Below are 13,523 nucleotides of genomic sequence, written 5' to 3' on the forward strand. Positions count from 1 at the left end.
AATATAAAAATGAGTATTAAAATTAATCCACTCAATGCAATCGATTTCTACAAAGCCGATCACCGTCGTCAGTATCCAGTGGGAACTGAATACGTGTATGCAAACTTCACACCTCGCTCATCTCGTTTAGCCAAAATGATGCCTGATTTTGATGACAAAATTGTTTTCTTTGGTCTACAAGGCTTTATCAAACACTTCTTGATTGAAACATGGAACGAGGGCTTTTTTAATCAGCCCAAAGCTAAAGTGGTCGCAGCCTATAAACGTCGTATGGACAATTCTTTAGGTGAAGGTGCAGTGCCTGTCGAGCACATCGAAGCCTTGCACGATCTCGGATATTTACCATTAAAAATTAAGGCCTTGACAGAAGGTAGCCGAGTTAATATCAAAGTGCCTGTATTGACCATTATCAATACTGATCCAAATTTCTTTTGGTTAACCAACTATATTGAAACAGTGCTTAGTGCCGAGCTATGGAAAAGTTGCACCACTGCAACAATTGCTTATGAATACAAACGCTTGTTAACTCAATATGCAGAAAAAACAGGTGCAGCTTTAGATTTTGTTCCCGTTCAAGGTCATGATTTTAGTAGCCGTGGTATGAGTGGCATCTATGATGCAGCCCAATCTGGCGTAGGTCACTTAACCAGCTTTATTGGTACAGATTCAGTCGCTTCGATTGACTATGCAGAAGAATATTACAATGCAACAGGTGTAGTGGGCGTTTCAGTTCCTGCAACTGAACACAGTGTTATGTGTATGGGCAGTGAAGACAGTGAAATCGAGACCTTTAGACGTCTTATCTGTGAGCTTTATCCGTCTGGTGTGGTCAGTATCGTATCGGATACTTGGGATTTTTGGCGCGTCATTACTGAGTTTAGCGTTGAATTAAAAGCAGAGATTCTAAATCGACAGCCAAATGCCTTAGGTTTAGCCAAAGTGGTATTTCGTCCGGACTCAGGTGATCCTGTGAAAATTATCTGCGGTGATCCCGATGCAGAAGTGGACAGCCCTGCTTATAAAGGCGCAGTGCAATGTTTATGGGAGATTTTTGGAGGTACCGAAACAACTCAAGGCTATAAAGTGCTGAATGAACGTGTCGGTTTAATCTATGGTGACTCAATTACACTGGAACGTGCACAAAATATTTTAAAAGGTCTCGTTGCCAAAGGCTTTGCCTCAAACAATCTAGTCTTTGGGATTGGTAGCTACACCTATAACTACCTCACACGTGATACGTTTGGTTTTGCAGTGAAAGCTACTTGGGGACAAGTGAACGGCGTTGGTCGTGATTTATTCAAAGACCCAGCAACGGATTCAGGTGTGAAAAAATCTGCCAAAGGTTTATTGCGTATTGAGCAAACTGAAAATGGTTTTGAATTATTTGATCAACAAACTGCTGAACAAGAAAATATGGGCGTACTTCAAACCGTATTTGAAAATGGCCAATTGTTAAGAGAGTGTTCACTTGATCAGATTCGGGAGAGATTGGCATAAAATCATTTAAAAAAATTAACTTTAGACCTGAAATTAATCGACTATTGACTATCGTGACGGACAGCATAAATACCCCTGTTTCATGGTCTTGTGCTGCTTTCAACGTTGAGCTTTAAAATCGCTCAGGATGTACCAACAGCTTAATAAAGGATTTTGCTTACTTTTCACCCTCGAAAAGTAAGCAATAACCAATACAGAAACCTTTTGATTTATCAATAAATTTCGAGTCTAGACCAAAATCAGACCACCCTCATTTTTCCATTTATAAACAGCTAATCTAAATATAAAAAAACCTTTATACTTAACTCACTCATCAATGAGAGTAATCCAAATGACCTATACTTCTGAACAGGAATACCTTGCCCACTATTTAAAAACAGACTATGACACACCTTTGTTTACCGTTGATATGGCAATTTTCTCTGTGGCAAAAGGTCAATTACAGGTTTTAATGATTCAACGCTCGAACTTTCCAGAAAAAGGAAAATGGGCCTTACCTGGTGGCTTTGTCAATTTAAGAACTGATTCAGATTTAATGGCAACGGCGCATCGTAAATTGGTTGAGAAAACAGGCATTAACTCACCTTATCTCGAACAAGTCGAGACCATCGGCAACCATCATCGTGATCCACGAGGCTGGTCTATTACGTCTCTATACTTTGCATTGATTGATTTTCATAAATTTGACATTCAAGAAAGTACAGCAAATGAAAAGAGTCAATGGCATTCTTTAGAGGAGGCCTTGAAACTTGATTTAGCCTTCGATCATAAGGAATTACTACAGATCGCATTTGGGCGTCTTGGCAATAAGACTCGCTATACTGCTCTACCGGCCAGTCTAATGCCTGAGTTATTTACATTGACCGAATTACAAACCATTTATGAAATTATTTTAGGGCATACATTAGAAAAAAAATCATTTAGACGTAGGATGCAAGAAGCAGGAGCAGTTGAAGAAACAGGACAACAGAAAATTGTAGGTAAACGCCCTGCTCAACTATTTCGCTATGCTCTAAAAGATTATAATTTTACTTTCCCACGTATGTTGGAAACACCACGTCATCCCTGTGATCAATAAAAAGAGCTAAGGCAAAAACCCTTAGCTCCAAAATCTTACTTCCAAGTTTGACGAATCATATCAACTGCTTTTTCTGCAATCATAATCGTAGGAGCATTGGTATTGCCATTCACCACGGTTGGCATAATTGAAGCATCAATAACACGAAGACCATCAACCCCATAAACCTTCAGCTCAGGATCAACCACCGCCATCTCATCTACACCCATCTTACAGCTACCGACAGGATGATAAACCGTATCTACACGCTGACATAAAATCTCCCGAATCTCATCATCCGATTTCACATTCGCAGTAAAGATATCTTCTTTGATCTTTTCATTTAACGCTGGCGCTTGCATTAACTTCTGCGTGACTTTAAAGCCATCCACCATATCTTGAAGATCTTGCTCATCCTCAAGAAACTTAAAATCAATTAATAAAGGATCATCCACGTGCTTACCACTGAGTTTGACCGAACCACGTGCACGTGGATTTAACAAACAAACATGACACGAGATACCATGTCCAGCATGCATTGTTCTCGCATGGTTATCCACAATGGCAATTACGAAATGTAACTGTAAATTTGGCTTGTCTAGTTCAGGTCGCGTTTTTAAGAAACCACCACATTCAGCATAATTCGTGGTAATCAAACCGCGACGTTCTTTACGATAGCGCCCAATTTGTTTAACTAAATCTAAGCTTCCACCTAAAGATAAGCCAAATGTACCCTCCATCAGTTTGGTTTTATAAGCAAAAATAAAGTCTGGATGATCGTGTAAGTTCTCACCCACCCCTGCCAAATCTTTTATGACTGGAATACCATGCTTTTCTAGCTCTTGGCGTGGACCTATACCCGATAACATCAATACTTGCGGAGATTGGAATGCCCCTGCCGACAACAACACCTCTTTGTTTGCCTGAACGATCGTAGTTTGATTTTTTTGTTTATATTCCACACCAACGGCACGACCATTTTCGATGACAATACGAGAAACTGTCGCGTGTGTAATCACATGTAAATTTGGACGTTTGCCTAAATGGGGTAATAAATAAGCTCGTGCGGCACTCCAACGCTCACCATTCTTTTGTGTGACTTGATAAACCCCTAAACCTTCTTGTTCAGCGCCATTAAAATCATCATTGAGTGGATAACCCACCTGTTTAGCCGCCTCGATGAATGTTTTTTGATAACTATTATCTGAACATAAATTACTCACATTGAGAGGCCCATGTTGACCATGGTAATCATTTTTAATGCTTTCGTTATGTTCTGATTTTTTAAAATATGGAAGCACCTCATCATATGACCAACCTGTATTTCCCAGTGCGGCCCAATGATCATAATCATCACGATGCCCACGGATATACACCATCGCATTGATCGCTGAACTCCCCCCTAAGCATTTACCACGCGGTTGATAACCTTTACGTTGATTCAAACCTTTTTGAGGGATGGTATCTATTGCCCAGTTATTCAATTTTGTCGGAATACTGATTACCGCTGCGGCTGGCGTGTTGACCAACCAACTATTTCCATCTCCTCCTGCTTCTAATAAACACACAGAAATGTTCGGATTTTCAGATAATCGTCCAGCCAGCACACATCCTGCTGAACCACCACCAATAATTACAAAATCAAAAGCTGTTTGTGTCATCTCTATCCCTATTTTTTCTTTTTTAAACATTCAGACAATGTGTCAGACATCGCACCTAAATCCTGCGGTAGCTGCCTAAGAAATATCCCACCTGAAATGCAAAGTAACTGGATATTTCCCAAACTACAATAGCCAAATCCTGCAAGAGGGTTGCAACAAATAATCAGTCCAATCAAAAGATTAAGCTATTAGTTCTTTCTCTCATTATTGCTATTTAAAATATTCAGCTTCAAGACGAAATATTTGATCCAGTGATTGTTTATTTCTCCATGTATCTACAATATTTTTCAAGATGATGAATGTCTATATTCACTATAGATCATAATCAACCCACCAATAAAAATAAAACCAAGACCTATTAACTTGAGACTATCTAATTTTTTAATCTGCATTCCAAGAAAACCGCTACTATCAATCATAGTGGCAAAGATCATTTGACCTAAAAACACCCACAATAGTGTATTGGTTGCTCCTATATGGGGAGCTGCAAGAAATATACAGAGGATATAAAATGAGCCTAATAATCCAGATAACCACATCCACCATGAAGCGTGTTGATACAATGGTGGTTTAATACTACCATCGACAAATAGTGCAATAACCAACGATGCAATCGCCCCACCTACATATAAGAAAAATGTGGATTGTATTTGTGTGGCACCACTTGTATGACGAAAGGCGTTAATCATTGCCAGTTGCAATGGCACGATTAGCCCACCCAAAAGACTAATCAATACATAGTTTATGTTATGCACGCACTCACTCTCTTTTAGAATTTTTAAAATTTGATTTATAGAATATAAATAAAAAACAACTCACTACTAATTTTCGATGAATATTTCATATTTTGACCGATCAAACATCAGATCATTTTTGGTTTGTTATATAACAACAGATATTAAAGATAAAATACTAGATTGAAATTGTGACAAACAAATTCATATTTAAAAGTTGTTAATGAATCAATAAATATAGAAGAGATTTATTGATATATGAGTAAATAGATTAAAAAAAATAGGCACAAAAAAACCGCTAAATAGCGGTATTTTTTCTCATCTTGAAGATGATGGTCGGAGCAGTAGGATTCGAACCTACGACCCCCTGGTCCCAAACCAGGTGCACTACCAGGCTGTGCTATGCTCCGAATGTGGGGTGAATGACGGGATTCGAACCCGCGACAACCGGAATCACAATCCGGGGCTCTACCAACTGAGCTACATCCACCATAACATGTTTTTTGATTCTATGTACCAAACGACCAAATGGCGCGCCTGACAGGATTCGAACCTGTGACCATCCGCTTAGAAGGCGGATGCTCTATCCAACTGAGCTACAGGCGCATAACCGATGATAAAGCTATCATGCGATACTTCGCCGATCTTAAAATCATGTTTTTCAACATTTTTTTAATTGGTCGGAGCAGTAGGATTCGAACCTACGACCCCCTGGTCCCAAACCAGGTGCACTACCAGGCTGTGCTATGCTCCGATCTATCTCAGCTTTTATTGTATCGCACATCGTGCGGTACGGTGTGCATTCTAGGCTTGACGTTGCATCACGTCAACACCTAGTTTTAAAAAAAATGATTTTTCCTTATCAAATGTATATTTAACAGGCATTTTAACGATTTAGCGATGCACTAAAGTTCAACATTCGATCTAATGGTAATTTCGCACGTTCAGCTAATGCTGGATCGACATGTATTTCTTCATCGCCAAGTTGTAACACGCGCAAAATACCATCCAGTTCATTCATCGCCATCCAAGGACAGTGTGCACATGAACGACAAGTTGCCCCCTCACCAGCTGTTGGTGCTTCAATCAACTCTTTATCAGGTGCCGCTTGTTGCATTTTATAAAAAATGCCTCGATCGGTTGCTACGATCATTTGTTTCTGCGGCAAAGTCTGCGCTGCTTTAATCAATTGCGAGGTACTTCCCACCGCATCCGCAATATCCACAACCGCCTCTGGTGATTCAGGATGGACTAAAACGGCTGCATCTGGATAAAGTGCTTTCATTTGGGTTATGCCACGCGCACGAAACTCCTCATGCACGATACAAGCACCATCCCACAACAACATTTCTGCGCCTGTTTTCTTCTGAATATAACGCCCCAAATGTTGGTCAGGTGCCCAAATAATTTTTTCACCTAAACTGTCTAAATGCTCAATAATCTCGACCGCACAACTTGAGGTTACTACCCAATCCGCCCTTGCTTTTACTGCCGCAGACGTATTGGCATATACCACCACAGTATGATCAGGATGTTGATCGCAAAATGCAGAGAACTCTTCAACTGGACAACCAATATCAAGTGAACAAGTCGCTTCTAAAGTTGGCATCAACACCGTTTTTTCAGGCGATAAAATTTTTGAGGTTTCGCCCATAAACTTAACCCCAGCAACTACTAGTGTCGTCGCTGGATGATCACGACCAAAACGTGCCATTTCTAAAGAGTCAGAAACACATCCGCCTGTCAGTTCAGCAAGCTCTTGTACGTCAGGGTCACAGTAATAGTGTGCGACTAATACAGCATTTCTTTTTTTAAGCTCGGCTGCAATTTGTGCAAACTTCTGTTGTTTCACTTCTGGGCTTAGGCTATTGTCCTTTGGCTCGCCCAAACGATCTAAATGCGTCTGCACAATATTTTTGGCGTCGTTCGCAATTAAATTCGCATCTTTCATAAAGCGTCTTCTCTATCCTGCGCGCTTGCATCACTGCAAACTGATAACGTGGGTATCTGTTGAGATTTGGGATTAATCACATCATCCACAAACAAGCGATATAAAAAAAGCCTCACTGTGGAGGCTGCATTATAACGCAAATTTACGAACGATAATCGGCATTAATTTTCACATAGTCATAAGATAAATCACAGGTGTATACCGTATCTTTAGACTGACCACGACCTAAATCAACACGAATTGTGATTTCAGTTTGCTCCATGACCCGTGCACCAGCCTCTTCGGTATAGTCCTCGGCTGCACCACCATCTTTACAGATTTGTACATCATCTAGCCATACCTGAATTTTTGAAACATCTAAATCTTTGACACCAGCATAACCAATCGCAGCCAAAATACGCCCCCAATTCGGGTCTGATGCGAAAAGTGCAGTTTTTACTAATGGTGAATGGGCAATACTATAAGCAATGTCACAACACTCCTGTGTATCTGCACCACCTTCTACAGCAACGGTAATAAACTTAGTTGCACCCTCACCATCACGTACAATCAACTGTGCCAAACGATTCATGACACGTGCAAGTACGTCTAATACTTTGGCATAACGCACATCATTGTTTGACGTAATCTCACGTCCACCTGCCTGACCTGTTGCTACAAAAATACAAGAGTCATTGGTTGAGGTGTCCCCATCAATCGTAATTCGGTTAAATGAGTGTTCAACCGTGGTCTTTAATAAGCTTTGTACTAAATCACGGCTAATCGGTGCATCTGTCGCAACGAAACTCAACATGGTGGCCATATTTGGACGAATCATCCCAGCACCTTTACTAATACCTGTCATGGTATAAGTAATCCCATTAAGTTCGAATTGTTCTGATGCGCCTTTTGGCACAGTATCTGTTGTCATAATGCCAGAAGCAGCATCAGCCCAAGCAGACTCTTGTAACGAGTTCAATGCAGGCTGAAGTCCAACCAACAATCGCTCCATCGGCAGTTGTTCACCAATCACCCCTGTAGAAAAAGGTAATACTTCAGAGCTATTTACCCCTGTCAACATAGCCAACTTCGCACAAGTATCTTGTGCATTTTTTAAACCTGTAGGTCCCGTACCTGCATTAGCATTACCAGTGTTAATGACTAAATAGCGAGGATTAGCTTGAGCAAGATGAGCTTTAGAAACATGAACAGGTGCAGCGCAAAATGCATTCTGGGTAAATACACCCGCAACATTTGAGCCTTCTGCCAATTCAAAAATGACTAGGTCTCGTCGATTTGGATAACGTACATACGCCTCAGTTGAGCCAATTTTTACACCCTGCACCACATGCATAAGTGGCATCGTTACGTCACCAACAGCCATTTTTAAACTTCCATTCAGTTAAATTAAATATATAGAATTCGGCATAGAGCATATCTCCTCAACACGATACTCGGAGAAGTCACCCGCAACCTGCGCGATCTCAAAAAGATACAAAATATTGTATTCATAATTGCAATTAATTAGATGCAAAAAGTGAATAGGTTTTGCGGATGACAATGCCTTTGGTTACTTTGGGCGAAACCAAAGTAACTCGAACCGAAGGTTAATCCAAGAATTAAATTACTCGAGATAAGATTCCGCCACGCCTGTAATTTATTCTTCAATTAATGTGATAAATTCCTTAAAGTGCTTAATAGCTTATTATAAATAAAAGAGATTAGCTATATTGAAGATTGATTTTGGTTTTGCTCTAAACTGAGTAAAATCTGCTTCTTATCCAACCCACCAGCAAAACCCACCAATGCCCCACCAGAACCAATCACCCGATGACACGGCGTAATAATTGAAATTGGATTCTTCCCATTCGCAGCACCCACTGCACGTACTGCGTTTACATTGCCAATCTGAAGTGCAATATCCTTATAACTACGCGTTTCCCCATAAGGAATGGTCAGCAAAGCTTGCCAAACTTGTTGTTGAAATACGGTACCCTGAAAATCTAAAGGCAAATCAAATTGCTGACGTTGCCCTGCAAAATATTGTTCTAATTGTTGTTTTACTTTCAGTAGCATCGGATGCTGAGTGTTCTCTAGTAACTCGACCAAACGTACTCGTTTATGGTCTTCATTGTCCCACATCACCGCAACCAATGCCCGATCATGTGCAACCAGTTTCAATGCGCCGACGGGAGAGTCCATATACATATAAACCAGTTGCATCACAATCTCCTTTTAAATCACTCTGAGTCCATCTTTTTCAAAAAGATAACTAAGAATGGGATGAAAGCTTCATCAAAACTAAACCAGATACAATGAGGACCGCTGCGATCATCCGCATGGCTGTCATCGGTTCATTTAAGATTACAATACCGATAACAAATGATCCGATTGCGCCGATCCCAGTCCAAACGGTATAAGCTGTACCCAACGGCAAAGTTTTCATTGCTGTTGCAAGTAAACCAAAACTCAAAATCATAAAAACGAAGGTAATCACTGTCGGAGTTAAACGAGTAAACCCCTCTGACAGTTTCATTGAATACGCCCAAATAATTTCGAAAATACCAGCCAAAATTAAAATTGCCCACGCCATTTTTTCTCTCGTGTATAGCAAGGGTTGGGTCGTCCCAACGTGATTCTTTAATGAGAGGTCGTCCTACTCAACCCAATATTGTAATTTATAAACCTGACATTATGTGAGTTATTATGTATCTAAACAAAGCTTATTCAATGGCTTACTTATACCAAAAATTCAATACCAAACGACACTATCGACTCTCATCAACTCACATGCCCCACTCCCCGTATCTTCACGTGACAAGGAACTCCGCCAACGCCATCCATCAGGCGTCTGAATTTCGATTAAAGCACCTTTTAAGTTCACTAGATCATCTTTTTTAATTTTCTTAAGCTGTTCAGCGACCTGTGCGCTTGCAGGCACGATATGCATATTGGCACTCTGTACTGCGATCTCACGTAGTGTAATTGGAGGCTGGTCTTCCACTCGCCAGTAATACCAACGATTTCGTTGTGAAATATCGACATGTTTATAGATATCGGGTTTCGCCATGTCACCCCACCCTACCGCTAAATCAATCGGAGAGAACTCAGCCTCTCGTCCCGAATGATAATCTTTGCGTGAAAGCACACGAAAGATACCTTCATAAGACTGTAATTCTACGATTTGCACATCCTGTGCCGTAACCTGAGTGAGATTGGGTATTGGTTTAAGCCAATTGGTCCAAACCAACCAAATCAATGCAAAGCCCATGAGGCCATACATCCATCTCGGCATATTATTTATCCTTTTTGCTTCGCAATGCTTTAATCCATTGTCTACACTTTTCTAAAACCACATATAAAAAATTTTGAGCTGCTTTTAAATAAAATCCTACTCTTTCTTGTTTGTTGCTCGATTCATCAGATTGTTGTGGTTTGAAGTTTGCTAGCTCCAATGGCTCATAATGAGACATTGTTTGCTGTAGTTCTGCGCCTAAGTTCAACGCTTGTAATACAGACGTGACCTCATCAATTGAGTCATCGTGATGATAAAGGGTTAAATGACGTACTTCTAAATCAATATTATGTTCTACCAGTATCGCAGCAAAAGGAATCAGTGCTTTTCTGACACGTTGAGCCTCCACAACACTATTCATCTGTGGAATATAATAGTAACTCACGTACATACTGCCATCGGGTGCAATTAACTCTAATTGCGACGCTAACGTATCTTGGGTACGCCCGATCTTTTCAGATTGCTTTGTTCTTTCTGTTATTTGATTGTCTTGTTGTTCTAAAGCCATTGATGCACCATAAATGACTCAAAAAAGATACTGCTAGTATAAACCAACAGTATCTCAAAAATGTTAAAAATTAAGCAAAATATCAGAACTTTAGCGTAACACCAGCACCGTACAATCCACCTTTTTCGCGCTGCGATGCGGTTTGCCATTCCGTCTGCTTTACACCTTTATGATAAGCGTAGGCAACATCTATAAACGGCATTACTTTTTTACTGATTTCATAACGCATTTGTACGCCCGTTTGCAGCTTAGATAGACCTGTTTTACGTGCGTATTTAGATTCATCATTCAATACCACATCTACATTGAGATAAGGCTGAGCAATCAATTTTTGAGTAAACAAGAAATCACGACTTGTTTCTAAACTCAGCTGCCAACGCTGATCTTGGCCTGCATATACAAACGCATCCGTTTCAAAGAAATAAGGCGCTAAACCATGTAAGCCAAATACTGCACTCCATTGATCTTTATCTTGCTGTTGTTCAGACTGATATTGATACCGCAAACCTGCCTGTATATCCCAAAAATCTGCAATATTACGACTGTACAATACCTTTGCTTCAGTGTCAGCTTGCTCGGATTCAGCCTTTTCTAGATGGGCTTTAATGAAAACTTTATTCTCATCTGTTCCGACCCAAGTTTTTAATTCAGTGCTCGCACGTCCTCGTCCGTCATCACCCACAGTCCAAGCACTCTCCAAACTGGTCGCCTGATAAACTTGCCCGCCATGTTCTAGGCGATGATCATGCTGACCATGTTGAGTAATCTGAACTTGCTGTGTTGGGGTGATTGGATGGTGTGAATGATCCATTGATGCAGATGCATTTGATTGCATACTTGATTGTGACTGCATCATTTGATGATCATGGCCTTCATGTGCCGAGGTCAATAGACTGATCGAAGATATGAGACCACCAATAAAAACCAATTGAGTATATCGCTTGATCTCAGAAGATCGCTTAGTGATGTGCATGGCTCTCTCCTTGAGTAGATTGAACAGGGCTGGTTTTTTGCTTTACGGTTTTTGAATCATCGACATTTGCAACAATCAACTTACTCATCATGCCTGCTGACATATGGAATAATAAATGACAATGAATCGCCCACTCGCCCAATTCATCCGCGGTAAGCATAGCAGTGACCGTTTGACCAGGTGGAATCACGATGGTGTGTTTATTGGGCATATTAGCTGCAGTTTGCCCATTTTCTAGTTGCATAAACATGCCATGTAAATGCATCGGATGAGCCATCATGCTTTCATTGACGAATTTCAAACGAATGCGCTCACCATACTGTACTTTCAACGGTTCAAAATCTTTGTCACTAAATTTCTTCCCATCGATTGTCCAAATATAACGTTCCATGGTACCACCTAGACGAATCACCAATTCTCTTTCAGCTGGACGCGTATCAGATTGCGGCGTTAATGATTTTAAATCAGTGTACTGCAAAGCTTTATGCCCTACAGGTGTTGACGCATTCGCCCAACCTTGAGGTGGCTTTGCCGCTTCATTGTCAACAGTCGGTGCTGATTGTTGTTGACCATGTTCAGCATGATCTGCTGTTGGCGTACTCATTTGAGAGTGAGCACTATGATCCATTTTGGTCATATTCATTTGACCATGCGCACTGTGATCCATTTCTGCCATATTCATCGGAGCATGAGCGCTATGATCCATTTCAGCCATCTTCATTTGACTATGTGAACTGTGATCCATCTGAGCATTCGAACTATGACCCATATCATCCATCGTCAATAATGAACGTGGACGTGGTTTAGGCATTTCAATCGTATGCTGAGTTTGAATTTCATTATGTAACGAAGCGATGGCAAAACCCGAACGATCAATGGATTCAGCTTCGATTTGATAATGTGACTGTTTTGGCTCAACCAGCACATCATAAGTCTCTGCTGCACCAATACGAAACTCATCGACTGCTACAGGTTGTACTGGCTGACCATCCGCACTCACCACCGTCATTTTTAGATTTGGAATACGCACATCAAAGAATGACATAGCCGAGGCATTGATAAAACGCAAACGAACTTTTTCACCTGTTTTAAATGCCCCCGTCCAGTTCTGTTGTGGGGTTTTTCCATTTACAAGAAAAGTATATCCCGTAACATCAGACAAATCTGTTTTAAGCATCCGCATCTGATTCCACATTGAACGGTCTTGCCATGTTGTTTTTAAACCCTGTTGTTTGACTTGTTTCCAAACATCAGCAACCGTTTCACGTTGGTTTTGATAATACTCCGCAGACTTTTTTAGATTTGCCATGATCTGATCGCTTTTCGTTTCATGGAAATCAGACAACATCACCACATAATCACGTTCTGCTTTTTCATGGGTTGCAATGGGTTGTTTTCCTTTGGGATAAATCACCAGTGCGCCATATAAACCATCTTGTTCTTGGCCTTTGCTATGCGCGTGATACCAATACGTTCCATTTTGTCGTACCTTGAAACGATACTCAAAACTGCCATTTGGTTTAATCCCATTGAAACCATTAAACCCGGGCACTCCATCCATCAGGCCAGGTAAAAGCAATCCATGCCAATGCAATGAGGTATCTTGATCTTTTAATAGATTGTGTACATGAATAACCGCTTCGTCACCTTCTTCAAACTCTAAAAGTGGCGCAATAAATTTACCGTTTACGGTCATGCGTTTTACTGGTTTTCCAGTAATGTTAACCATCTCTTGATTAATATTGAGGTGGTATTCTTTAATTGCAGCCAGACTATAGGGAGCAAACAATAGGCTTAGGCTAGTAACAACACCAGCACATATTTTGGAATTCATAATCATTTTCCTAATCTGTTTTTAAATCCCCCTC

General features: G+C 40.6%; 12 protein-coding genes and 4 tRNA genes. 2 read left to right on the top strand and 14 right to left on the bottom strand.

Annotated features, from left to right (window positions below):
* Positions 1–9: 9 nt before the first annotated feature.
* Together EXE30_RS09160 and ntrR are read left to right on the top strand one after the other, a co-directional pair.
* Complete coding sequence (locus EXE30_RS09160; RefSeq protein ID WP_130162112.1) at positions 10–1,497, top strand: nicotinate phosphoribosyltransferase; 1,488 nt, start codon at positions 10–12, stop codon at positions 1,495–1,497.
* A 331-nt stretch (positions 1,498–1,828) separates the two neighbouring features.
* On the top strand, positions 1,829–2,575 hold the full coding sequence (ntrR, locus tag EXE30_RS09165; RefSeq protein ID WP_130162113.1) for an ADPR responsive transcriptional repressor NtrR: 747 nt from the start codon (positions 1,829–1,831) through the stop codon (positions 2,573–2,575).
* 35 nt (positions 2,576–2,610) lie between these two features.
* On the opposite strand, the gene EXE30_RS09170 is transcribed toward ntrR, so the two are convergent.
* From EXE30_RS09170 to EXE30_RS09235, 14 genes are all read right to left on the bottom strand, one after another.
* Positions 2,611–4,215, bottom strand: coding sequence for a GMC family oxidoreductase (locus EXE30_RS09170; protein ID WP_130162114.1), 1,605 nt, complete (start codon positions 4,213–4,215; stop codon positions 2,611–2,613).
* Positions 4,216–4,502: 287 nt separating this feature from the next.
* Complete coding sequence (locus EXE30_RS09175) at positions 4,503–4,970, bottom strand: DMT family transporter (RefSeq protein WP_130162115.1); 468 nt, start codon at positions 4,968–4,970, stop codon at positions 4,503–4,505.
* Positions 4,971–5,282: 312 nt separating this feature from the next.
* Positions 5,283–5,359, bottom strand: a tRNA-Pro gene (locus EXE30_RS09180).
* Positions 5,360–5,363: 4 nt separating this feature from the next.
* Positions 5,364–5,439: transfer RNA gene (locus tag EXE30_RS09185), tRNA-His, on the bottom strand.
* Positions 5,440–5,478: 39 nt separating this feature from the next.
* Positions 5,479–5,555 (bottom strand) — tRNA-Arg (locus EXE30_RS09190).
* A gap of 71 nt (positions 5,556–5,626) precedes the next feature.
* Positions 5,627–5,703 (bottom strand) — tRNA-Pro (locus EXE30_RS09195).
* A 132-nt stretch (positions 5,704–5,835) separates the two neighbouring features.
* Complete coding sequence (nadA, locus tag EXE30_RS09200; protein WP_130162116.1) at positions 5,836–6,900, bottom strand: quinolinate synthase NadA; 1,065 nt, start codon at positions 6,898–6,900, stop codon at positions 5,836–5,838.
* Positions 6,901–7,042: 142 nt separating this feature from the next.
* The gene (argJ, locus tag EXE30_RS09205; RefSeq protein WP_130162117.1) at positions 7,043–8,263 is read right to left on the bottom strand and encodes a bifunctional glutamate N-acetyltransferase/amino-acid acetyltransferase ArgJ; all 1,221 of its coding nucleotides are present in this window, start codon (positions 8,261–8,263) and stop codon (positions 7,043–7,045) included.
* Positions 8,264–8,604: 341 nt separating this feature from the next.
* Entirely contained in the window at positions 8,605–9,102 is a 498-nt protein-coding gene (locus EXE30_RS09210; RefSeq protein WP_130162118.1) for a methylated-DNA--[protein]-cysteine S-methyltransferase, read from the bottom strand.
* A gap of 49 nt (positions 9,103–9,151) precedes the next feature.
* A complete protein-coding gene (locus EXE30_RS09215; protein ID WP_130162119.1) occupies positions 9,152–9,472 on the bottom strand; it encodes a DMT family transporter in 321 nt (106 codons plus the stop codon).
* A 159-nt stretch (positions 9,473–9,631) separates the two neighbouring features.
* Positions 9,632–10,174 carry a hypothetical protein gene (locus EXE30_RS09220; RefSeq protein ID WP_130162120.1) on the bottom strand — a complete coding sequence of 181 codons (543 nt, stop codon included), beginning with the start codon at positions 10,172–10,174 and terminating at the stop codon, positions 9,632–9,634.
* A 1-nt stretch (position 10,175) separates the two neighbouring features.
* Entirely contained in the window at positions 10,176–10,682 is a 507-nt protein-coding gene (locus EXE30_RS09225) for a cobalt transporter (RefSeq protein ID WP_130162121.1), read from the bottom strand.
* An 82-nt stretch (positions 10,683–10,764) separates the two neighbouring features.
* Positions 10,765–11,655, bottom strand: coding sequence for a copper resistance protein B (locus EXE30_RS09230; protein WP_130162122.1), 891 nt, complete (start codon positions 11,653–11,655; stop codon positions 10,765–10,767).
* Positions 11,642–13,489: a copper resistance system multicopper oxidase gene (locus tag EXE30_RS09235; protein WP_130162123.1), complete on the bottom strand. Its 1,848-nt coding sequence runs from the start codon at positions 13,487–13,489 to the stop codon at positions 11,642–11,644. Before EXE30_RS09235 ends, EXE30_RS09230 begins: the two co-directional genes overlap by 14 nt.
* Positions 13,490–13,523 lie beyond the last annotated feature (34 nt).

This window comes from Acinetobacter halotolerans (assembly GCF_004208515.1).
Classification (GTDB): Bacteria; Pseudomonadota; Gammaproteobacteria; order Pseudomonadales; family Moraxellaceae; genus Acinetobacter; species Acinetobacter halotolerans.